Below are 21,972 nucleotides of genomic sequence, written 5' to 3'. Positions count from 1 at the left end.
TCGTCCGGGTCCGCCGGCCGCCCGGGCGCGCCCGATCGGCGGCGGACGGGCGGTGGTGAGCGTCCGTCAGGAGGATAGGACGCCTCTCCCGTACGGGGACGCGTGATCGCGCAATGCCGCTGCTGGCACACCGCCATCTCACTCGAACGAGTGACGGTATGCCACGGACGGGACGGATGCGGGCATACGAAGGCCCCGGGAGCATCCGCTCCCGGGGCCTTCCGGGTCCGTCGTCCGGTGTGCGCCGTCCGGCGCACCCGCGCGCTACGTCCCGGCCGCCGCCTCCGCGGCACGGCCCGGTCCGGCCGGCTCACCGGCCGCCTCGGCGTGCACCTCGACCGTCGTCTCGACCGCGATCACCACCGCCTCGCCCGACCGCTGCCCGGCCCGGATCGAGTCGATCCTGGCCAGCACCTTGCCGCGCAGGTCCGCCGGGGTGTCGTCGCAGCCGCAGGAACGCTTGATCAGCGCCTTGATCGCCTGCTCCAGTCCGTACTGCTTCAGGCACGGCGAGCACTCCTCGAAGTGCACGCGCAGCTTGGCGCAGTCGCCCTCGGCCATCTCGTTGTCGAGGAATTCGTAGAGGTGGTCGAGGACCTCGCCACACTCGGTGTCGTGCGGATCGCCGCAGCTCATGAGCCCGAGCCCTTCGCTTCCTGCCCTGCCCCGCTGCCGGCCGGGACCAGCCCGCGCTCACGGGCGTAATCCTCCAGCATGCCGCGCAACTGACGACGGCCGCGGTGCAGCCGGGACATCACCGTACCGATGGGAGTACCCATGATGTCCGCGATCTCCTTGTACGCAAAGCCCTCTACGTCCGCGAGGTAGACGGCGATGCGGAACTCCTCCGGGATGGCCTGGAGGGCGTCCTTCACATCGCTGTCCGGGAGGTGGTCCAGGGCCTGGGTCTCCGCCGAGCGCAGACCGGTCGACATGTGCGACTCGGCCCTGGCCAGCTGCCAGTCCTCGATCTCCTCGGCGGCGGTGCGCTGCGGCTCCCGCTGCTTCTTGCGGTACGAGTTGATGAAGGTGTTGGTGAGGATGCGGTACAGCCACGCCTTGAGGTTGGTGCCCTCGCGGAACTGGTGGAACGACGCGTACGCCTTGGCGAACGCCTCCTGCAGCAGGTCCTCCGCGTCGGCCGGGTTGCGGGTCATCCGCAGCGCGGCCGAGTACATCGGATCCAGGTAGCCCAGGGCGTCGCGCTCGAAGCGCTCCCGCCGGGCCTCCTCGGTCTCCTCCGCCGACACCCGGAAGGTGTCCTCACCGATCGCCTCGGCCAGCTCCTCACCGGTGAGCGCCTCGCCCGCGGGCAGGCCCTCCTCCGGGCCCCGGCCCGGCTCGGCCTCGTGCTCGGTCCCGACGACCGGACCCACCTCCTCGGCATGACGGACACGGCCCACCGCGGGCCGCCCCGAAAGGGAGGATATAGGGCTGACGGGCTTCTCGCCCGCGACAAGCCAGTCCGACCAGGAGGGAGCGAACGCCGACGCGGCCTCGCGCTCCTCCGGCCGCTCGGGGCACGCGATCGAACCCATCTGCCCTGCCTTCCACCGGGACTTCAGCTGACGACCGCTTCAACCACGAGGGTCCCCTCCGCATTCCCGGTCCCCGGTGGCCCGGCTCACACCAGCCGCAGCACCCAGTCCCCGACCGCCGAGACCACCAGGTCCAGCAGCTCCTGCTGCCCCAGCCCGGCCCGCTTCGGCACCTCGAACCCGTGGTTGCCGGCCGGCAGCGCCAGCAGTTCGTGCGAGGCCGGCAGCTCCGGGAACTCCGCCGGCCCGCCGAACGGATCGGCCGGCCCCTGCACCACCAGCGTCGGCAGCCCCGAGCTGAGCAGTTCGTCGGCCCGGCTCTTCTCCGGCCTGCCCGGCGGGTGCAGCGGGAACGCCAGCGCCAGCACCCCCACCGCCCCGCTCGCCGCCCCGGTCCGGCAGGCCACCCGCGCCCCGGCGCTGCGCCCGCCCACCACCAGCGGCAGACCCGCCCCGGTCAGCCGCTCGGCCACCGGCAGCCAGCCGGCGTCCAGCGTCCGCGGCGCGGGCGCCACCTTCTTCCCCGCCACCCGCCAGGGCTGTTCCACCAGTGCGACCGACACGCCCCGGGCCGGCAGGGCGGCGGCCAGCGCCGCCAGGTCCCGGGCCTCGATGCCGCCGCCGGCGCCGTGCCCCAGCGCCAGCACCGCCTTCGGGGCGGGGGCCGGGTGCAGGGTGATCCGGGCGTCCCCGGCGGGCGTGGGCACCGGCTCCGTGGTGACGGGGGCGGGTTTCGCGGCGGTCACGGCTGCGGTCCTCTCGGTCGTGCTCGGTCGTGCTCGGTCGTGCCCGGTCGTGCCCGGTCGTGCCCGGCGGTGCTCTGTCGTGCCCGGCGGTGCTCTGTCGTGCCCGGCGGTACCCGATGGTGCCCGACGCGGGTCAGAACAGCGTGGTCTCGTACTCCACCTCGGTGTACGGCTCGGTCAGCCCGGCGTGGTTGTTGCGGATGCTGCCGACGTCCGGCGACACCGGCGTCACCCGCAGCGCCCCCGGCGGCGGCGGTATCAGCAGCCGCCGCAGCTCCTCGGACCCGCTGTCGTCCAGCCCCGGGTCCAGCCAGGCGTCGAACGACCCCGGGTCCAGGAACAGCGGCATCCGCTCGTGGATCGGCGCCAGCAGCTCCTCCGCCTCCGTCGTCACGACCGTGAACGTCACCAGCCAGGCCTCCGGGTGGTCCGGCGGCACCGCCCGGTTGCGCCAGAACTCGTACAGCCCCGCCAGCGCCAGCGGGCTGCCGTCCGCCCGGGACACGAAGAACGGCTTCTTCCGCGCCTTCCCGCGCTCCCCCGGCACCGTCTGCCACTCGTAATAACCGTCCACCGGCAGCACGCACCGGCGCGAGGCGAAGGCCTGCCGGTAGGCCGGCTTCTCGTGCACCGTGTCCGACCGGGCGTTGATCATCTTCACCGCCGTCTCCGGCGACTTCGCCCACTGCGGCACCAGTCCCCAGCGCAGCACCCGCAGCTGGCGCACCGGCTCCACCGCGCCCTTCGCCAGCCGCTCCAGCACCACGAAGGCGCTCTGCGTCGGCGCGACGTTCCAGCTCGGGTCCAGCGTCTCGGCCGGATCCCACTGCTCGACGCCGAACAGCTCGACGATGTCCTCGGGCCTGCTACTCGCGGCGAAGCGACCACACATGCGGTCAGCTTGCCACGACCCCGCCCGCCCCCGTGGCGCCGTCCGCCAGAACCACCCGCCCCCGGCCCGCCGTCCTTCCCGTGGCAGGCTGCCACCCCGGGAGAGACGGCCGACCGAACCGAGGCGGAGGAGAACCATGGACGCCAGGACCCTCGACGAGCTGTGGACCGCCGTCACCGGCACCCAGCCCGCACCGCCCGGCTGGCTCGTGCTCGCCACCGGCGCCGCCGCCCTGCTCACCGTCCTCGCCCATCCGCTGTGGCGGATCGCCCGGGGCGCCATCACCATCGCCCACGAGGGCGGCCACGGCCTCGCCGCCCTCGCCACCCGCCGCAGGCTCGCCGGCATCCGGCTGCACTCCGACACCTCCGGCCTCACCGTCTCCTACGGCCGCGCCACCGGCCCCGGCTGGCTCCTCACCCTCGCCGCCGGCTACACCACCCCCGCCCTGCTCGGCCTCGGCTGCGCCGCCCTGCTCGCCGCCGACCGCGTCACCCTGCTGCTGTGGCTCGCCATCGCCCTGCTGCTCGCCCTGCTCGTGCGCGTGCGCAACGCCTTCGGCTTCCTCACCGTGCTGCTCGCCGGCGGCGCCTTCTTCCTCGTCTCCTGGTTCGGCTCCCCCGAGGTCCAGGCCGGCTTCGCCTACCTCGGCACCTGGTTCCTGCTCCTCGGCGCCGTCCGCCCGGTCCTCGAACTCCAGCGGCAGCGCCGGCACGGCCAGGGCCACGACTCCGACGCCGACCAGCTCGCCCGCCTCACCGGCGTCCCCGGCCTCGCCTGGACCGCGCTCTTCCTGATCACCGCCCTCGCCGCCCTCGCCCTCGGCACGAGCTGGCTGCTGCGCCCGCTCTGACGCCCCCGGCACCGGGACGGGCTGCGCGTAGCAGGACGGTTCTCACACGGCCCCTAGACTTGGGCCCATGACCGAGACCCTGTGGCCCGCCCCCGTCGCGACCACCCCCGTGGACGCCACCGTCACCATCCCCGGCTCCAAGTCGGTCACCAACCGTGCCCTGCTCCTGGCGGCACTCGCCGACGGCCCCGGCTGGGTGCGCCGCCCGCTGCGCAGCCGCGACTCCCAGCTGATGGCCGACGGCCTGCGCGCCCTCGGCGTCACCATCGAGGAGCAGGTCAACAACGACACCGGCGGCACCGGCGGCGGCGAGGCCTGGCGGGTCATCCCCGCCCCCGTGCTGCGCGGCCCCGCCTCGGTCGACGTCGGCAACGCCGGCACCGTCATGCGCTTCCTGCCCCCGCTGGCCGTCCTCGCCGACGGCCCGGTCCACTTCGACGGCGACCCGCGCAGCCACGAGCGCCCCCAGCACGGCGTCATCGACGCCCTGCGCGCGCTCGGCGCCCGGATCGACGACGGCGGACGCGGCGCCTTCCCGCTCACCGTGCACGGCAGCGGTGCCCTCGACGGCGGCGCCGTCGAGCTGGACGCCTCCGCCTCCTCCCAGTTCGTCTCCGCGCTGCTGCTCTCCGGCGCCCGCTACAACAACGGCGTCGAGGTCCGGCACGTCGGCGGCCCCGTTCCCTCGCTGCCGCACATCCGGATGACCGTCGACATGCTGCGGCTGGCCGGCGTCCAGGTCGACGCCCCCGAGGACGGCGGCGAGAAGGACGTCTGGCGGGTCACCCCGGGCGCCCTGCTCGGCCGCGACCTGGTGGTCGAGCCCGACCTCTCCAACGCCGCGCCGTTCTTCGCCGCCGCCCTGGTCACCGGCGGCCGGGTCACCGTCCGCGACTGGCCGAAGCACACCACCCAGCCCGGCGACCAGCTGCGCGACCTCTACACCCGGATGGGCGGCAGCTGCGAGTTCACCGAGGAGGGCCTGCGCTTCACCGGCACCGGCCGGATCCACGGCATCGAGGCCGACCTGCACGACGTCGGCGAGCTCACCCCGGTGATCGCCGCGGTCGCCGCCCTCGCCGACTCCGAGTCGCACCTCTACGGCATCGCCCACCTGCGGCTGCACGAGACCGACCGGCTGGCCGCCCTCGCCAAGGAGATCAACGGCCTCGGCGGCGACGTCAGCGAGACCGAGGACGGCCTGCGGATCCGCCCGCGCAAGCTGACCGGCGGCGTCTTCCACAGCTACGAGGACCACCGCCTGGCCACCGCCGCCGCGGTGATCGGCCTCGCCGTGCCCGGCGTCCAGGTGGAGAACGTGGCCACCACCGCCAAGACCCTGCCGGACTTCCCCGCCATGTGGGACGAGCTGCTCGCCGGACCGGTGGCGGGCGGCTGAGCGGGAGACTGGGCACATGCGCCGCTACGGCAAGGACGCCGACGAGGACGACATCCGCAACCGCCCCGCCCGCCGGGGCTCCCGGCCGCGGACCCGGATCCGGCCCAAGCACGAGGACGCCGCCGAGGCGATGGTGCTCACCGTCGACCGCGGCCGGCTGACCTGCCTGGTCGACCCGGGCACCAAGCAGGAGCACGAGGTCGTCGCCATGAAGGCCCGCGAGCTGGGCCGCAAGGGCGTCGTCGTCGGTGACACCGTCTCCCTGGTCGGGGACCTCTCCGGGGACGCCGACACCCTGGCCCGGATCGTCCGGGTCGAGGAGCGCAGCTCGGTGCTGCGGCGCACCGCGGACGACGACGACCCCTACGAGCGGATCGTGGTCGCCAACGCCGAGCAGCTCGCCATCGTCACCGCGCTGGCCGACCCGGAGCCGCGGCCCCGGCTGATCGACCGCTGCCTGGTCGCCGCCTACGACGCGGGCATGGAGCCGCTGCTCGTCCTCACCAAGGCCGACCTGGCCCCGGCCGCGCCCGTGCTGGAGTCCTACGCGCCGCTCGGCATCCAGTACGTCGTGACCCGCCGCGACGAGCTGGAGACCGCCGGCGCCGAGGCCGTCCGGGAGCACCTGCGCGGCCTGCGCACGGTGTTCATCGGCCACTCCGGCGTCGGCAAGACCACCCTGGTCAACGCCCTCGTCCCGGAGCGGCAGCGGATCACCGGCCACGTCAACGCCGTCACCGGCCGCGGCCGGCACACCACCGTCTCGGCGCTCGCGCTGCGGCTGCCGCCGCCGCCCGGCGCGAAGCCCGGCTCGAAGAAGGCGCTGAACGCCGGCTGGGTGATCGACACGCCCGGCTTCCGCTCCTTCGGCCTGTCGCACATCGACCCGTCCCGGGTCATCCTCGCCTTCCCGGACCTGGAGCCCGGCACCGAGGACTGCCCGCGCGCGTGCAGCCACGACGAGCCGGACTGCGCGCTGGACGCCTGGGTGGCCGACGGTCACGCCGACCCGGCGCGGCTCTACTCGCTGCGCCGCCTGCTGGCCAGCAAGGAGGCCCGCGAGGGCGACTGACGGCCGCCGCCGGACCGGTTTGGGCATTCGAGGTGTCGGAGCGCCCTCTCGTGGTGATCATAGGAAAGTCGGGTCGGATCACGGCCCGGCCCGCCGACCGATCCCGCCGACCGACAGGGAGAGCACGCGATGGCATGGGCCCTGGTGATCCTGGCCGGCCTGCTGGAGACCGGCTTCGCGATCAACCTCAAGCTCAGCGAGGGCTTCACCAAGCTGTGGCCCACCATCAGCTTCTGCGTCTTCGCCCTCGGCAGCTTCGGCCTGCTGACCCTCTCCCTGAAGACCCTCCCGGTCGGCCCCGCCTACGCGGTGTGGACCGGCATCGGCGCCGCCGGCACCGCGATCTACGGGATGCTCTTCCTCGACGAGTCCACCTCGGTGCTCAAGCTCGTCTCGATCTCCCTGGTCGTCGCCGGGGTCATCGGCCTCCAGCTCAGCGGATCCACCCACTGAGCGGACCGGACCGCTAGGGTTTCGACCATGGCCGATTACCACGACGACCTCCGACTCGCCCATGTCCTCGCCGACTCGGCCGACTCGGTCACCCTGGAGCGTTTCAAGGCGCTCGACCTGCGGGTCGAGACCAAGCCCGACCTGACCCCCGTCAGCGACGCCGACAAGGCCGCCGAGGAGCTGGTGCGCAGCGTCCTGCAGCGGGCCCGCCCGCGCGACGCGGTGCTCGGCGAGGAGTTCGGGCTGCAGGGCTCGGGGCCGCGCCGCTGGGTGATCGACCCGATCGACGGCACCAAGAACTACATCCGCGGCGTCCCGGTCTGGGCCACCCTGATCGCGCTGCTGGAGGACGGCCCGGACGGCGTCGAGCGCCCCGTCGTCGGCATGGTCTCCGCCCCCGCGCTCAACCGCCGCTGGTGGGCCGCGAAGGACCTCGGCGCGTTCGCCGGCCGCAGCCTCGCCAAGGCGTCCCGGATCCAGGTCTCCGGCGTCTCGCGGATCGAGGACGCGTCCTTCTCCTACTCCTCGCTCAGCGGCTGGGAGGAGCGCGGCCGCCTCGACCCGTTCCTGGACCTCACCCGGGCGTGCTGGCGCACCCGCGCCTACGGCGACTTCTGGTCCTACATGATGGTCGCCGAGGGCGCGGTGGACATCGCCGCCGAGCCGGAGCTGTCGCTGTGGGACATGGCGGCGAACTGCATCATCGTCGAGGAGGCCGGCGGCCGCTTCACCGGCCTGGACGGCGTCCCGGGCCCGGGCGGCGCCGACGCCGTCGCCTCCAACGGCCTGCTGCACGACGAGGCGCTGCGCCGCCTGAGCGTCTGATTCCTCCCCCGACGCGCCCGGGGCCCCTTCCAGGAGCCCCCCTCACGTGGTGCGGGCCCCGAGTGCCGGTTCTCCGGCGGCACTCGGGGCCCGCTGCTCATCGGGGCCCCTCACCGGGCCCCGTGGGCGCGGTGCGTCACTGCTGCTTGCGCAGCTCGCGCACCGCCGTCTCCAGGCGCCGGCCGAAGTCGGCGTCGGCCTTGCGGAAGTTGTCGACCGCCCGCTCGACGATGTCGTCGCGGTCGGCCGAGACCTTGGCGATGAAGCCGGACAGGTTGCCGATCAGGCGCTCCCGCTCGTCCTCGCCCATCAGCCGGTAGAGGTCGCCGGCCTGCACGAAGTCGTTGTCCTCGGCGTGCGAGGGCGCCTCGTGGCTGCCGGTGGCGCCGTCGACCGGGGTCGACGCCCACAGCGGGCGGCCGGTCTGCACCGGGCCGCCGAAGCTGTTCGGCTCGTAGTTCTTGCGGCGCCCGTGCCGGCCGTCGTAGAGGTGGCCGTCCCGGTGGTTGTTGAGCGCCTCGGTGGCGTGCGGGCGGTTGACCGGCAGGTGGTCGGCGTTGATGCCGACGCGGTAGCGGTGGGCGTCCGCGTAGGCGAACAGACGGCCCTGCAGCATCTTGTCCGGGGACGGGCCGATGCCCGGCACGAAGTGCGCCGGCGAGAAGATCGACTGCTCGACCTCGGCGAAGATGTTGTCGGGGTTGCGGTTGAGCTCCAGCTTGCCGATCTCGATCGGCGGGTAGTCGGCGTGCGGCCAGACCTTGGTCAGGTCGAACGGGTTGAAGCGGTAGTTCGCCGCGTCCGCGGCCGGCATGATCTGGACCTGCACCGTCCAGCTCGGGAACTCGCCGCGCTCGATGGCCTCGCGCAGGTCGCGCTGGTGGCTGTCCGGGTCCTCGCCGGCGAGCTTGTTGGCCTCGTCCTGGGTGAGGTTCCTGATCCCCTGGTCGGTCTTGAAGTGGTACTTCACCCAGAAGTACTCGCCGGCCTCGTTCTGCCACTGGTAGGTGTGCGAGCCGTACCCGTTCAGGTGGCGGTAGGACGCCGGGATGCCGCGGTCGCCGAACAGCCAGGTCACCTGGTGGGTGGACTCGGGCGACAGGCCCCAGAAGTCCCAGACGTTGTCCGCCTCCTGCGAGCCGGTGTACGGGTCCCGCTTCTGGGTGTGGATGAAGTCCGGGAACTTGGTGGCGTCCTTGATGAAGAACACCGGGGTGTTGTTGCCGACGAGGTCGTAGTTGCCCTCCTCGGTGTAGAACTTCAGCGCGAAGCCGCGCGGGTCGCGCACCGCGTCCGCCGAGCCGAGGTTGCCGGCGACGGTGGAGAAGCGCAGGAAGGTCTCGGTCTGCTTGCCGACCTCGGAGAGGAACGCGGCCCGGGTGTAGGCGGTCACGTCGGCGGTCACCGTGAACGTGCCGTAGGCGGCGGCGCCGCGGGCGTGCACCACCCGCTCCGGGATGCGCTCGCGGTTGAAGTGCGCGAGCTTCTCGAAGAGCTGCTGGTCCTGGATCAGCGCCGGACCGCCGACGCCGGCGGTCTCGGTGTTCTGGTTGTCGGCGACGGGGGCACCCGCCTCCGTGGTGAGGGTGGGGCGCAGCTCGTCCTGGGTACTCATGTGAGGGGGCCTCCGCGTGATCCGGTCGTGATGACGAATCGATCCTAACTTGGACTTTGTCTAAGTCAACACTGGAACCAATCTCGGAGTGTCACTTACCCTGGGACCATGAGTGACCTGCTGGAGAGACTTCGCGGACGGGGATGGCGGCTGACCTCCCAGCGCCGGGTCGTGGCGGAGGTCCTCGACGGCGAGCACGTCCACCTGACCGCCGACGAGGTACACGCCCGCGCGGTCGAGCGCCTGCCCGAGATCAGCCGCGCCACCGTCTACAACACGCTCGGTGAACTCGTCGGCCTCGGCGAGGTGCTGGAGGTCGCCACCGACGGCCGCGCCAAGCGCTACGACCCCAACGCCCACCACGCGCACCAGCACCTGGTCTGCTACGGCTGCGGCGCCATCCGCGACGTCCACCCCCAGGGCGACCCGCTGGCCGCCCTGCCCGCCTCCGAGCGCTTCGGCTTCACCCTCTCCGGCGCCGAGATCACCTACCGCGGCCTCTGTCCGGACTGCTCCACCGGCTCCTGACCCGCCGGCCCCCGCACGGCACCGCCACCGCCGAAGCGGCGCCCGGCTACGCGCTCAGTTCCGCGTGGAGGGCGCCGAGCAGGCGGCCGGCGCGTTCGGCGACCTCCGCCGGGCCGTAGTCGGCGGCGCGGCGGCACCAGCCCTCCGCCAGCACCGGCTCGCCGCGGCGCAGCGCCAGCAGTGCCAGGCGCAGCGCCGCCCGCCCGTGGCGGGCGTCCGCCGCCCGGGTGTACCAGAGCATCGCCTCGGCCTCGCTGTCCTGCCGGGCCAGCAGCAGCCCCAGGTTGAACGCCGCGCTGCGGCTGCCCGCCTCCGCGGCCCGCCGGTACCAGCTCTCCGCGATCGCCAGCGCCCCGCGCTCGGCCGCCCGCACGCCCATCCGCACCTGCGCCCGGCGGTGCCCGGCGTCCGCCGCCGCCGCGTACCAGTGCTCGGCCTCCGCGTCCGCGTCGCCGCGCCGGTCCAGCACCGACGCCAGCCGGAACGCGCCCTCCGCCGAACCGCCCGCCGCCGCCTGCCGGTAGCGCTCCAGCGCGCCCGCCGCGTTGCCGCGCTGCTCCTGCACCACGGCCAGTTGCAGCGCCGCCTCGCCGTGCCCCTCCGCGGCGGCGCGCGCGTACCACTCCTGCGCCTGCCGCTGCTCGCCGCGCCCGGCGTGCAGCACGCCCAGGTTGAACGCGCCGTCCACGCTGCCCGCCTCGGCGGCCTTGGAGAACCACGGCTCGGCGCCGGACTCGTCGCCCCGCTGCAGCAGCACCACGGCCAGCGCGTTGCACGCCTCCCGGTGCCCGGCGTACGCGGCCCGGCGGTACCACTGCTCGGCCTGCTGGTCGCGGCCCGCGCCGGCGCACAGCAGGCCCAGGTTGAAGGCGCCGTTCTGGTCGCCGGCCTCCAGCGCGCTGCGGTACCAGCGCTCGGCCTCGGCGGCCTCGCCGCGCGAGGCGTGCAGCGCGCCCAGCGCGTTGGCCGCGTTGCCGTCGCCCGCCTCGGCGGCCTCCTGCCACCACTCGGCTGCCGAGGCGAGGTCCCCGCCGTCGCGCAGCAGGTAGCCCAGCGCGCAGGCGGCCCGCGGTTCGCCGTTCTGGGCCGACTGCCGGTACCAGCGGGCCGCCTCGTCCAGCAGCGTCTGCTCGCCGCCGGCCCGGTCCTCCAGCAGCACGCCCAGGCGCAGCGCGGCGCGGGCGTGGCTGCGGGCGGCCGCGATCCGGTACCAGGCCTCGGCGGTCTCCTTGTCCCCGGCCGCCTCGCGCATCCGGGCCAGCCGGTAGGCGGCCTCCCGGTGCCCGGCGTCCGCGGACACCTTGAACCAGCGCTCGGCGCGCACGTCCCTGCGGTGCTCCATGAGGTCGCCCAGCGCGTAGGCGCCCAGCGGGTGGCCGTGGTCGGCGGCGAAGTGCAGCCAGTACTCGGCGGCCTCCTCCTCGCCCTGGTCGCGCAGTTGCAGGCCGAGCGCGTGGGCGGCGGGCGCGCTGCCGGCCACCGCCGCCTGCCGCCACCACTGGGCGGCCTCGGCCCGGTGGCCCCGCTGGTGCAGCAGCACGCCCAGGTTGTTGGCGGCGGCGCGCAGTCCGGCCGCCGCGGCGGCGCGCAGGTACGGTTCGGCGTCCTCCAGGTCGCCGCGGCGCAGCAGCAGGGTGCCGAGCCGGGCGGCGGCGTCCGGGTCGCCGTCGTCGGCGGCGCGCCGGTGCCGGGCCTCCAGGGCGGCCTGCTCGCGGGCGGCGAGCGCGGTCTCGAAGCTCGCCGAGTCGAAGCCGGTGTCGCTCTCCACGCCCGGGACGGTGGTCCCGTCGGAGGGGACGCCGCGGACGCCGGGCGCGGCGAGGCCGCCGGCCGGGACGTGCACCAGGGAGTCCGGGCCCCAGCCGCCGGCCGGACGGCGCTCGGCCAGGCCGCTGGTGCGCTGGGCGGGCAGGGCGCCGGGGTGCCGTTCGGGGCTCTCCGCCCAGGCCTCGGTGTCCGCCTCGGTGGTCGCCGCCGGCCTCGCCCCTGCCCCGTTCCTGCCGATCAGCCTCATGCCGACTCCCACTCCCCCCGAGTGTCGCGGCGTCGTCCTCCGGCCCGGGGCCGGGGGGACCCCACGGGGAGCGCGCGGACCCGACGGCCGGTCAGCAACCGGGCGGCGTCCCCCATCTGTCCCATCGTCGCATCACCCGCAACCCGCGTACACCTGCCCCGGCCGATTTCGGCGGGGCGGATCCGAAGCCGACGAAATTGCTTCGGCGCTTTGTCGATTTCCCGACACTTGGCCCCCACAAACCCCGCTGCTGCCGTCGTCCTTGGCGACGCTCGATGGTACCGGAGCGCCTCCGCCCGCCGGCCCGCGCAAACGCCGAAGGCCCGGAGGAAGAATCCTCCGGGCCTTCGTGCTACTGAGTAGCGGGGACAGGATTTGAACCTGCGACCTCTGGGTTATGAGCCCAGCGAGCTACCGAGCTGCTCCACCCCGCGTCGATGGTTAAACCATAGCACGGGCGCGGGGTGGAACCGAAATCGGTTACCTCGGGATCGTCGCAGCTCAGGGGCCGCTGCTCGGCTGGGCCGACGCGGTCGCGGCCGGCGGCGGGTTGCCCGACGGGCTCGCCGAGGGAGCGGCCGACGGGCTCAGCCCCGCCTTCTGCTGGGCCGCGGCCAGTTCCTTGGCCGCCTCGCTCTGGGCCTTCTGGGCCTGGCCGAGGGCCACCCAGTCACCGGCCTTCAGCGCCGCGTCCACGTCGCTCTGCGCCTTCAGCACGTCGGTGATCGCCTTCACCAGCTCCGGCGAGACCGTGGTCCCCGGCGTCGGCGTGGTCGGGGTCGTCGGCGTACCCGGGCTGGTCGGGTTGGCGGGGCTGGTGGGCGTGGTGCCGGGCGCCGTGGGCGTGACCGGCGCCGCGGTCACCGCACCGCCGAGCACCTTGGCCAGCGCCTTCTCCAGGTTGTCCTCCACCGCGACGACCGCGTTCTCGTTCCCGTACGTCGCCAGCACCTTCTTCAGCACCGGCACCTTGGCGCTGCGGCCGATGAGGTAGACCGGCTCGACGTTCAGCAGGCCGCCGCCGACCGGCAGGGTCAGCAGGTTGCCGTACTCGATGTCGGAGTCGGTGCCGGTCTTCAGCAGGGTCAGCTGGTTGGCGACCAGCGGGTCCGAGTTGAACTTCGCCTGCACCTGCTTGGGGCCGAGCGCCCCCGAGCCGGTCGGGATCTTGGCGATCCGGATCTTCCCGTAGTCCGGGCCCGGGTCGGCGCTGACCGACATGAAGGCGGCCAGGTTGTCCCGGCCCTGCGGCGAGAAGGTCGTGGTGAGCGAGAACGACGCCTCCTGCGCGTCCGGCATCCGGACGGTCAGGTAGTACGGCGGCTGCACCTCGTTGGTGTTGGTGGTCGGGTCGGTCGGCACCTGCCAGATGTCCGTGCCGTTGAAGAAGCCGCCGGCGTCGGTCATGTGGTACTCGGCGAGCAGGTCGCGCTGCACCTTGAACATGTCCTGCGGGTAGCGCAGGTGCGGCTTCAGCTCCTCCGGGATGTCGCCCTTGGCCTTCACCGTGCCCGGGAACGCCTTCATCCAGGTCTTCAGCACCGGGTCGGTCTCGTCCCACTGGTAGAGCGTCACCTCACCGGTGTACGCGTCCACGGTGGCCTTGACCGAGTTGCGGATGTAGTTGACCTGGTTCGCGGCGGTCAGCAGCTCACCGCGCTGGTTGGTCAGCGAGTCCTTGGTGACGTCGCCCAGCGTCGTCTTCGACGAGAACGGGTAGCCGTCCGAGGTGGTGTAGCCGTCCAGCACCCACACCACGCGGCCGTTCTCGACCACCGGGTACGGGTCGGCGTCGATCGACAGCCACGGCGCGACCTTCTCCACCCGCTCCTTGGGGGTGCGGTCGTAGATGATCTTCGCGCCGTCCCGGATCGCGCTGGAGTAGAGGATCTGCGGCTCGGCGAACTTCACCGCGTACGCGGCCCGGGTCAGCGGGTTGCCCAGCCCGACACCGCTGTCGCCGTCGTAGGAGAAGTGCACCGGGGTGCCGTTCTCGGCGGTGTAGTCGATGTCCTGGTAGCCGCCGCCGACGATCGAGTACGTCGTCGTCTTCTCGCCGTAGTAGATCCGCTGCTGGTAGTCGCCGAACGCGCCCTTCGTCGGCAGCGCCGACTCGGTGTAGACCGGGTTGCCGTTGGCGTCCACCTGGTTGCCCTTGGCCGCGATCACGCCGTAGCCGTGGGTGTAGTTGAAGTGGTCGTTGATCCAGTTGCGCTGGATGCCGTTGAGGTCCAGCTCACGCACGCCCAGCACGGTGTCCTGGTCGCCGTAGCGGTCGACGTCCAGCGACTTGGGGAACGCGTAGTACTTGCGCAGCGCCTCGTTCTGCTGGAACGTCGGGCCGACCACGTTGGGGTCCAGCAGACGGATGTCCGAGATGGTCTGCGCGTCCGGCTTCATCGCCTCCGCGTTCGTCCCGTTCGCCGGCTCGTACTGCACCACCTGGCTGTCGGCGATCCCGTACGCCGCGCGCGTCGCGTCGATGTTCTTCTGGATGTACGGCGTCTCCTTGGCCTGCTCGTTCGGCTTGACCTGGAACTGCTGCACGATCGCCGGGTACACCCCGCCGATCAGCACCGCCGACAGCACCATCAGGCCCAGGCCGATCAGGGCCGGCGCCCAGGTGCGGCGCACCGGGGTCAGGAAGAACAGCACCGCGCAGATCACCGCGACGAAGAACAGGATCGTCTTCGCCGGCAGGAACGCGTTGGCGTCCACGTACCGCAGGCCCGTCCAGCCGGACACGCCCTTGTAGGTACCGGTCTTCACCGCCAGCGCGTACCGGTCCAGCCAGTAGGCCACCGCCTTCAGCAGCACGAACACGCCCAGCAGCACCGCCAGGTGCCCCTGCGCGCCGACGCTCGCCCGCCGCCCCGGCCCCTGCAGCCGCAGCCCGCCGTAGAGGTAGTGCACCAGCGTCGAGGTCAGCAGCGAGACGATCACCGCGCTGAACGCGAAGCCCAGCAGGAACTCGTAGAACGGCAGGTCGAAGGCGTAGAACGAGACGTCCTTGCCGAACTGCGGGTCCTTGGTGCCGAACGGCGTCCCGTTCGTCCACAGCAGCCAGGTCCGCCACTGGCCCGAGGCCGCGGCGCCCGCCACCAGGCCGATCACCAGCGAGACCCCGAGCAGCGCCCAGCGCTTGAACGGCGCCAGGCCCGAGCGGTAGCGGTCCAGGCTCTGCTGCTCCACCGACATCGCCGACAGCGGCGGCCGCAGCCGGTGCGCCAGCCACACGTTGAAGCCGACGATCACCGCCATCAGCAGGCCGAACACCGCGAACAGGCCGATCTTCGTCCACAGCTGGGTGGTGAAGACCGACGAGTAGTGCACCGACCTGAACCAGAGCCAGTCGGTCCAGAACCCGGCGAACATGACGAACAGCAGGAAGAGCACCGCGAGCACGCCCAGGGTCAGCAGGAGCACCCGCGCTCGCCGGGAGGGCGGGCCTACCCTGCGCCGGAACCCCGGCCCTGAGCGTTCCGGCATCTGGAATACCACGGTGGCACCTCAGCTGTGTCGTCTTGAGTCGGTCGGTCTTCAGTGCAACTTAACCAGTCTTTGGCCGAGTTCCCACCGTTAGCAGACGGTTACGACAAGCCCTCCCCCGGGCCCGGCCGCGCGCCGCCACCGCACCGTGACCGCGCCGTCACCGCGCCGTCACCGCCCGCGGAGCGGCGGGCGCGACGCGGCGGCGGCCCGGCGTGTGAGGATTGAGGCATGTCCGATGGATCCAACCTCCCCGACGACGTCTCCACGCTCCCGGCTGGCAGCCCGCTGACCCGGGCCGCCCTGGAGATCGACGAATACGCCGCCACCCTCGGCTGGGACCTCCCGGCCCGCCTCTTCGCCCTGGTCGACAGCGCCGCCCTGCGCAAGGCCGACCCCCGCATCGCCGAGCAGCTCGGCCTCGCCGACGGCGGCGAGCCCGGCCTCACCCCGGTCGAGCAGGACGAGCTGCCCGCCGGCATGGAGCTGGACAAGTTCCTCGGCACCATCGCCTGGCCCGGCGCGGTGGCCGGCTGCGCGCTGGTCGTCGAGCGCCTGATGCTGCCGCCGGGCGCCGAGCAGTCCCGCCCGCGCAACGCCAGCGACGCCCAGCTCGCCGAGTGGGTGGCCAATCACCCCAAGCGCGAGGAGGTGCGGATCACCGCCGCCGTGCTGCGCGACGGCAGCAAGGAGATCGCGCTGCGGCTGCGTTCCAAGGACACCGCCCGCGAGGTGCTCACCGGCCCCGACCTGGTGCCGGGCCTGACCGACGCGCTGCTGGCGACCTTCTCCTGAGGCCCCCGCGGAGCCCGGCGCCGCCGGGTGTCACGAGGTGCAGGACGGCAGCGCGGAGGTCTGCCCGGAGCTGATCTGCTCCAGCGCCTTCAGCGCGCCGTCCAGCGTCTCCACCTTCACCAGGCGCAGCCCGGACGGGGTGTTCTTGGCGGCCTCGGCGCAGTTCGACGCCGGGGCCAGGAAGTACTCGGCTCCCGCGTCCCGGGCGGCGATCAGCTTCATCGCGATGCCGCCGATCGGGCCGACCTCGCCCTCGTCGGTGATGGTGCCGGTGCCGGCCACGAACCGCCCGCCGGTCAGGTCGCCCGGGGTCAGCTTGTCGATGATGCCGAGCGAGAACATCAGGCCCGCGCTGGGCCCGCCGACGTCCTGCAGCCCGATGTCGATCCGGAACGGGTAGGTGTGCCGCAGGCCCGGGCGGATGCCGACCATCGCGGCGCCGGTGTCCGGCGACTTCACGGTCGGGACGCTGATGTCGGTGCGCACGCCGGGCTCGGCCGAGCCCTCCTTGACCCGCGGCACCACGGTGAAGACCGCCGGCTCGCCGGGCTGGTGCCGGGTGACGGCCTTGGCGACCGCCTCCGCGTCGGCGACCGGGTTGCCGTCGACCGCGACGATCTGGTCCCCCGCGTGCAGCCGGCCCTCCGCCGGGGCGCCGGCGGTGACGCTCTGGACGATCAGCTCGCTGCCCATCGGGATGCCGAGCTGGCTCAGCGCCGCGGTGCGGGCGTGGTCCTCGGAGAGCGCGAACTCCTCGGCGTTCTGCCGCTTCGCGTCGGCGTCGCTCTGGCCCTTCGGGTAGACGTTGTCGTGCGGCACCACCAGCACGTCGTCGCGCAGCCAGCCGACCACCGCGTTGACCAGGCTCGGCTCGTACTTGGCGCCGGTGACCTGGACGGTCGTCATGTTGAGGTTGCCGCTCGCCGGGTACGACTCGTGGCCGGTGACGGTGATCACCGGCGTCCCCGTCTTCTCCTGCACCCCGAGCGTGTTGTACGTCGGGCCCGGGCTCATCTCCGTGTACGGCACCTTCATCAGCACCGAGGCGCAGAGCAGCGCTATGAGCAGCAGCGTGGCGGCGAGCATCGTCGCAGAGCGGCGTGGCATGCCTCGACAGTACGGGACGTGGGTGACGGCGCGCCCGGCGGGCCGGTCCCCGCCGGGCTCCGGCCCCTACCGTTCCCGGTGTTCGCGCGGGTCGCCGCCCGCGGTGGTGCGTTCCATCGCGGCCATGAACCGCTGGTGCTCGGCCAGCGAGGCCGGGTCCCCCGTCGCCCTCGGGGCCCGCTGGGCCCATCCCGCCCACACGGTGGCCAGCACCGCGGCGACGCAGGGAATGATCAACCAGGCGAGCGCAGCCATCTCAGTACTCCCAGCTCGTCGTGTCTATGAGCAGATTAACCATCCCGGCGGACAACGCCGCGGGCGCCGTCCGGGTTACGGCACGGCCGATCGGCTCACTTCCAGGGAGTATCCGGCGCACCGGCCCACCCCCGTTCGAGTGAGTGTTCGGCGCGCCTGCGCGGCGCGGGGCTCCGACGGGGGCTCAGCAGTCGCCCGCGCCGACCCACTCCTCGCCGCCGTCCGCGAACACCTGGTGCTTCCAGATCGGCACCTCGTGCTTGAGGTCGTCGATCAGCCGACGGGCCGCGGCGAACGCCTCGCCGCGGTGCGCGCAGGACACCGCGACGATCACGGCCTTGTCGGTGATCCCCAGCCGGCCGACGCGGTGCACCGCGGCCAGCGCCCGGACCGGGAAGTCAGCGGCGACCTTCTCGGCGACCCGGCGCAGCTCCTGCTCCGCCGACGGGTGGCAGCTGTACTCCAGCACGGAGACCGGCCGGCCGCCGTCGTGGTCGCGGACCGTCCCGACGAAGACGGTCGTCCCGCCGGCCGCGTCGTCGCCCACCGCCTCGTACACCTCGTCGAGCGAGAGCGGGGTGTCGCGGATCGCGAGCAGGCGGATCGGGTCCTGGTTCTCCGGCATGCCCCCATGATGGCCCATCCCCGGCGGGCGGCGGCCCGGGAGGCGCCCGGGGCCGCCGCCCGGGCGCGGGGCCCGTCCCGCCGGCCCCTGCCGGGACCGCGGGACGGGCCCCGGCTCAGAACCGGCGCCGCCTGCGCGCCCGCCGCACCAGCGCCGCGGTGCCCACCAGGGCCACCGTCGCCCCCGCCGCGCCCAGGCTGGTCGCGGCCTCCTTGCCGCCCAGGCGCCGCCCGGCCACCGCGTGCTTGCCCGCCACCTGTGCCAGCAGCTCCGCCAGCACCTCCTCGTTGGTGTGCGCCGGACGCCAGCCCGCCTCGTGCAGCCGGCTGCCCGACACCACCCACGGGTACATCGTGTACGCCAGGTCCCCGGCCGGCGCCGGCGTCAGCCCCAGCCGGTGCAGCCGCGCCGCCGTCCCCAGCGCCAGCGAGGCCGGCAGCTCCATCCGCCGGATCCCCGACAGCCGCTCCACGTCCTCCTGCTCCAGCCAGCCGTCGCAGCCGACCGTCACCTCGCCCTCGACCAGGCCGAGCGCCGCGTACTCCAGCGCCGCCGCCAGGTCGTCCACGTGGCAGAACTGCCAGCACGGGCGCGAACCGGCCACCACCAGCAGCCGCGGGGCCTCGAAGTGCCGGGTCAGCACCGTGTCCACCCCGGGACCCACCACCACCGCGGGCCGCAGGACCGTCACCTGCAGCCCCGGGTGGGCCCGCGGCGCCCGCCGCGCCAGCCGCTCGATCTCCAGCAGGTCCCCGACCAGCGAGGCCTCCTCGGTCGCCCGCAGCTCCGAGTCCTCCGCGAGCGGCACCTCGTTGTCCGCGAGCGCGCCGTAGACCATCGCCGAGGTGCACAGCACCACCCGGTGCACCCCGGCGGCCGCGGCCGCCGTCAGCACCGTCTGCGCGCCCCGCACGTTGTAGGCGCTGCGCGCCCGCGGGTCCGACTCCATGCCCAGGTCCATCGCCAGGTGGACCACCACGTCCACCCCGGCCAGCCGCTCCGCGACCGCCGGGTCCCGCACGTCCAGGACCCGCCACTGCACCCCCGGCACCTCACCGCGCCGGTCGTCCACGGCCAGGACCCGCTTCACCCCCGGCGAGGCCACCAGACGGGCGGCGACGCGCTCGCCGAGCACCCCGGCGGCACCTGTGACGGCCACGGTCAGCGGTCTTCCGGCATAGGCTGGAGGCGGCGACGCCGTGATGTCCGGGGCGTCCTCTCCTCCGGTCAGCCCAGAGCGAACGTCCGAGGGCGGGGAACTCACCGGCCATCCTCCACGGTTAGCTTATGTGCGTACGTACGTGTGTCACGTACGTCCATCCTGCCCGAGGCGGAGGCCCGGCGGTGCACCCGGCGCGGGCCAGCCGCACCGGAGCCGCCCACCGGCCGGGGGTCCCCCACTCCACCGACCGCCCCGGGCGCGCAGACTTCACCGCCACCACCCGTATGACGGCCGACCGGATCGAGGACCCCGTGAGCGACCTTCCCTTCGGATTCGGCGTTCCGCCCGAGGAGCCCGAGGACGGCAAGGCCAAGCCCGACGACGACCAGGACCAGAAGAAGAAGGAGGAGAGCGGCGGCCAGACCGGCGGCCCGCAGTCCTTCGGCTTCGCCGGCGGCAACCCGCTCGGCGCCCTCTTCGGCATGGGTCTGCCCGGCATGCCCGGCACCCCCGGCGCGGGCGGTCCCGGCGCCGGCGACAACCCCTTCGCCGCGATGTTCGGCGGCCTCAACCCCAACGACCTCGGCGCCGCCTTCCAGCAGCTCGGCCAGATGCTCTCCTTCGAGGGCGGACCGGTCAACTGGGACCTCGCCAAGGACATCGCCCGGCAGACCGTCGTCGCCGAGCCCGCCGAGGGCAAGAGCAAGGACCGCTCGGTCAGCGCCGCCGAACGCTCCGCCGTCGCCGAGGCCGTGCGCCTGGCCGACCTCTGGCTGGACGGCGTCACCAGCTTCCCCTCCGGCGCCGGCACCGCCGTCGCCTGGAGCCGCGCCGAGTGGATCGAGGCCACCCTCCCGGTCTGGAAGGACCTCGTCGACCCGGTCGCCGAGCGCGTCGGCAACGCCATGGGCGGCGTCCTGCCCGAGGAGATGCAGGCCATGGCCGGCCCGCTGCTCGGCATGATGCGCTCCATGGGCGGCGCCATGTTCGGCACCCAGATCGGCCAGGCGCTCGGCGCCCTCGCCGCCGAGGTCGTCGGCTCCACCGACGTCGGCCTGCCGCTCGCCCCCGCCGGCAAGGCCGCGCTGCTGCCCCAGAACGTCGCCGAGTTCGGCGAGGGCCTCAGCGTGCCCGCCGAGGAGGTCCGGCTCTACCTCGCCCTGCGCGAAGCCGCCCACCAGCGGCTCTTCGCCCACGTGCCGTGGCTGCGCGCCCACCTGCTCGGCGCCGTCGAGGCCTACGCCCGCGGCATCAAGGTCGACAGCTCCCGGATGGAGGAGCTGGTCGGCCAGCTCGACCCGAGCAACCCCGAGGCCCTCCAGGAGGCGCTCGCCGGCGGCCTGCTGCAGCCCGAGGACACCCCCGAGCAGAAGGCCGCGCTCGCCCGCCTGGAGACCGCGCTCGCGCTCGTCGAGGGCTGGGTCGACGCCGTCGTGCACGCCGCCGCCGAGCCCCACCTGCCGCAGGCCGGCGCCCTGCGCGAGACCGTCCGGCGCCGCCGCGCCGCCGGCGGGCCCGCCGAGCAGACCTTCGCCACCCTGGTCGGCCTCGAACTGCGCCCGCGCCGGCTGCGCGACGCCGCCCGGCTCTGGGCGCTGCTCGCCGACGCCCGCGGCACCGAGGGCCGCGACGACCTCTGGCAGCACCCCGACATGCTGCCCACCGCCGCCGACCTCGACGACCCGGACGCCTTCGTGCACCGGGGCAGCGGCGACCTGGAGGGCGGCATCGACTTCGACGCCCTGGACAAGCTGCTCGGCGAAGCCGCCGCCGGCGGGACCCAGGGCACCGGCCCGGGCACCGGCACCGGGAAGCCCGACCTGACCAAGGACGACGGCGAGAGCGGCACCGACGAGCACGGGAAGGGCGAGCCCACCGCATGACGGCCACCGAGACGGACCGCGCCGGCGCCCTGCACGCCGACGCCGTCCGCGCCCTGGGCGAGTGGCAGCCCGCCGACCCCGAGCAGGAGCGGCTGCGGCTCTCCTACCTGCGGCACCTCGCCGAGCAGCCCGAGGGCCTCTACCGCTCCTGCCTGCCCGCCCACATCACCGCCAGCGCCGCCGTCGTCGACCCCGCCGGCGGGCGCGTCCTGCTCACCCTGCACCCCAAGGTCGGCCGGTGGCTGCAGATGGGCGGCCACTGCGAACCCGGTGACCCGGACCTCGCCTCGGCCGCGCTGCGCGAGGCCACCGAGGAGTCCGGCATCCCCGGGCTCACCCTGCTCGGGCGCGACGGCGTGCCGGTCCCCGTCAAGCTCGACCGTCACCAGGTCCGCTGCACCGGCAAGGACCGGCCCGAGAACACCCACCTCGACGTCCAGTACGTCGCGGTGGCCCCGCCCGGCGCCCAGGCGCTGATCAGCGAGGAGTCGCTCGACCTGCGCTGGTTCGACTACGACCACCTGCCCGAGCTCACCGACCACTCCGTGCGCGAGCTCGTCGCCCGCGCGCGGCAACTCACCGGCTGAGGCGTTCGGCGGCGTACGGACGACGGGAGGGGCGCGGACCACACAGGGGGCCGCCCCCCCCCGGGGGCCGGGCCACCCCCGGGGGGGGGGGTGGTGGGGTGGGGGGGGCCGGGGGGGGCAGGGGATGCAGCGGG

The 21,972-nt window shown here is 73.8% G+C and carries 20 protein-coding genes and 1 tRNA gene; 9 read left to right on the top strand and 12 right to left on the bottom strand.

Annotation, left to right across the window (positions count from 1 at the left end; genetic code table 11):
- Positions 1–264: 264 nt before the first annotated feature.
- From rsrA to ABT093_RS34990, 4 genes are all read right to left on the bottom strand, one after another.
- Entirely contained in the window at positions 265–636 is a 372-nt protein-coding gene (gene rsrA / locus ABT093_RS35005; protein ID WP_350571209.1) for a mycothiol system anti-sigma-R factor, read from the bottom strand.
- Positions 633–1,376, bottom strand: a complete 744-nt coding sequence (locus ABT093_RS35000) for a sigma-70 family RNA polymerase sigma factor (protein WP_380295037.1) — start codon at positions 1,374–1,376, stop codon at positions 633–635. The genes rsrA and ABT093_RS35000 overlap by 4 nt, the downstream gene beginning before the upstream one ends.
- Positions 1,377–1,624: 248 nt before the next feature.
- Positions 1,625–2,284 (bottom strand): alpha/beta hydrolase family protein, encoded by a 660-nt coding sequence (locus ABT093_RS34995; protein WP_350571208.1) that lies wholly within the window; start codon positions 2,282–2,284, stop codon positions 1,625–1,627.
- A 133-nt stretch (positions 2,285–2,417) separates the two neighbouring features.
- On the bottom strand, positions 2,418–3,176 hold the full coding sequence (locus tag ABT093_RS34990) for an SOS response-associated peptidase (RefSeq protein WP_350571207.1): 759 nt from the start codon (positions 3,174–3,176) through the stop codon (positions 2,418–2,420).
- A gap of 136 nt (positions 3,177–3,312) precedes the next feature.
- Here ABT093_RS34990 and ABT093_RS34985 point away from each other — a divergent pair, with 136 nt between their 5' ends.
- From ABT093_RS34985 to hisN, 5 genes are all read left to right on the top strand, one after another.
- Complete coding sequence (locus ABT093_RS34985) at positions 3,313–4,029, top strand: M50 family metallopeptidase (RefSeq protein ID WP_350571206.1); 717 nt, start codon at positions 3,313–3,315, stop codon at positions 4,027–4,029.
- A 67-nt stretch (positions 4,030–4,096) separates the two neighbouring features.
- Positions 4,097–5,428, top strand: a complete 1,332-nt coding sequence (gene aroA / locus ABT093_RS34980; protein WP_350571204.1) for a 3-phosphoshikimate 1-carboxyvinyltransferase — start codon at positions 4,097–4,099, stop codon at positions 5,426–5,428.
- Between the two features lie 16 nt (positions 5,429–5,444).
- Positions 5,445–6,500, top strand: coding sequence for a ribosome small subunit-dependent GTPase A (gene rsgA / locus ABT093_RS34975; protein ID WP_350571202.1), 1,056 nt, complete (start codon positions 5,445–5,447; stop codon positions 6,498–6,500).
- A gap of 129 nt (positions 6,501–6,629) precedes the next feature.
- Positions 6,630–6,953, top strand: coding sequence for a DMT family transporter (locus ABT093_RS34970; RefSeq protein ID WP_350571200.1), 324 nt, complete (start codon positions 6,630–6,632; stop codon positions 6,951–6,953).
- A gap of 27 nt (positions 6,954–6,980) precedes the next feature.
- On the top strand, positions 6,981–7,778 hold the full coding sequence (gene hisN / locus ABT093_RS34965; RefSeq protein ID WP_350571198.1) for a histidinol-phosphatase: 798 nt from the start codon (positions 6,981–6,983) through the stop codon (positions 7,776–7,778).
- A 136-nt stretch (positions 7,779–7,914) separates the two neighbouring features.
- Here the strand turns inward: hisN and ABT093_RS34960 are convergent, their stop codons facing one another.
- Positions 7,915–9,393: a catalase gene (locus ABT093_RS34960; protein WP_350571196.1), complete on the bottom strand. Its 1,479-nt coding sequence runs from the start codon at positions 9,391–9,393 to the stop codon at positions 7,915–7,917.
- A 108-nt stretch (positions 9,394–9,501) separates the two neighbouring features.
- On the opposite strand from ABT093_RS34960, the gene ABT093_RS34955 reads away from it, so the two are divergent.
- Complete coding sequence (locus tag ABT093_RS34955) at positions 9,502–9,921, top strand: Fur family transcriptional regulator (protein ID WP_344336269.1); 420 nt, start codon at positions 9,502–9,504, stop codon at positions 9,919–9,921.
- Positions 9,922–9,967: 46 nt separating this feature from the next.
- Here the strand turns inward: ABT093_RS34955 and ABT093_RS34950 are convergent, their stop codons facing one another.
- From ABT093_RS34950 to ABT093_RS34940, 3 genes are all read right to left on the bottom strand, one after another.
- Positions 9,968–11,935, bottom strand: a complete 1,968-nt coding sequence (locus ABT093_RS34950; RefSeq protein ID WP_350571194.1) for a sel1 repeat family protein — start codon at positions 11,933–11,935, stop codon at positions 9,968–9,970.
- Between the two features lie 360 nt (positions 11,936–12,295).
- Positions 12,296–12,369 (bottom strand) — tRNA-Met (locus tag ABT093_RS34945).
- A 67-nt stretch (positions 12,370–12,436) separates the two neighbouring features.
- The gene (locus ABT093_RS34940) at positions 12,437–15,424 is read right to left on the bottom strand and encodes a UPF0182 family membrane protein (protein WP_350571192.1); all 2,988 of its coding nucleotides are present in this window, start codon (positions 15,422–15,424) and stop codon (positions 12,437–12,439) included.
- Positions 15,425–15,655: 231 nt separating this feature from the next.
- Here ABT093_RS34940 and ABT093_RS34935 point away from each other — a divergent pair, with 231 nt between their 5' ends.
- Complete coding sequence (locus tag ABT093_RS34935) at positions 15,656–16,219, top strand: PPA1309 family protein (RefSeq protein WP_350571191.1); 564 nt, start codon at positions 15,656–15,658, stop codon at positions 16,217–16,219.
- Between the two features lie 30 nt (positions 16,220–16,249).
- Here the strand turns inward: ABT093_RS34935 and ABT093_RS34930 are convergent, their stop codons facing one another.
- The 4 genes from ABT093_RS34930 to ABT093_RS34915 form a co-directional block, all read right to left on the bottom strand.
- Positions 16,250–17,326, bottom strand: a complete 1,077-nt coding sequence (locus ABT093_RS34930) for a YlbL family protein (RefSeq protein ID WP_350571190.1) — start codon at positions 17,324–17,326, stop codon at positions 16,250–16,252.
- A 66-nt stretch (positions 17,327–17,392) separates the two neighbouring features.
- Positions 17,393–17,581 carry a hypothetical protein gene (locus tag ABT093_RS34925; protein WP_350571189.1) on the bottom strand — a complete coding sequence of 63 codons (189 nt, stop codon included), beginning with the start codon at positions 17,579–17,581 and terminating at the stop codon, positions 17,393–17,395.
- A 184-nt stretch (positions 17,582–17,765) separates the two neighbouring features.
- Positions 17,766–18,206 (bottom strand): molybdenum cofactor biosynthesis protein MoaE, encoded by a 441-nt coding sequence (locus tag ABT093_RS34920; RefSeq protein WP_350571187.1) that lies wholly within the window; start codon positions 18,204–18,206, stop codon positions 17,766–17,768.
- Between the two features lie 115 nt (positions 18,207–18,321).
- Complete coding sequence (locus ABT093_RS34915) at positions 18,322–19,470, bottom strand: NAD-dependent epimerase/dehydratase family protein (protein WP_502884384.1); 1,149 nt, start codon at positions 19,468–19,470, stop codon at positions 18,322–18,324.
- 209 nt (positions 19,471–19,679) lie between these two features.
- Between ABT093_RS34915 and ABT093_RS34910 the strand changes: the two genes are divergently transcribed.
- Together ABT093_RS34910 and ABT093_RS34905 are read left to right on the top strand one after the other, a co-directional pair.
- Entirely contained in the window at positions 19,680–21,251 is a 1,572-nt protein-coding gene (locus ABT093_RS34910) for a zinc-dependent metalloprotease (RefSeq protein ID WP_350571186.1), read from the top strand.
- Entirely contained in the window at positions 21,248–21,838 is a 591-nt protein-coding gene (locus ABT093_RS34905; protein ID WP_350571184.1) for an NUDIX hydrolase, read from the top strand. The genes ABT093_RS34910 and ABT093_RS34905 overlap by 4 nt, the downstream gene beginning before the upstream one ends.
- Positions 21,839–21,972 lie beyond the last annotated feature (134 nt).

The organism is Kitasatospora sp. NPDC002551, from assembly GCF_040296005.1.
Taxonomy (GTDB): Bacteria; Actinomycetota; Actinomycetes; order Streptomycetales; family Streptomycetaceae; genus Kitasatospora.
Note: the sequence above shows the minus strand (reverse complement) of the source record. Positions and strands in the feature narration are given on the sequence as shown.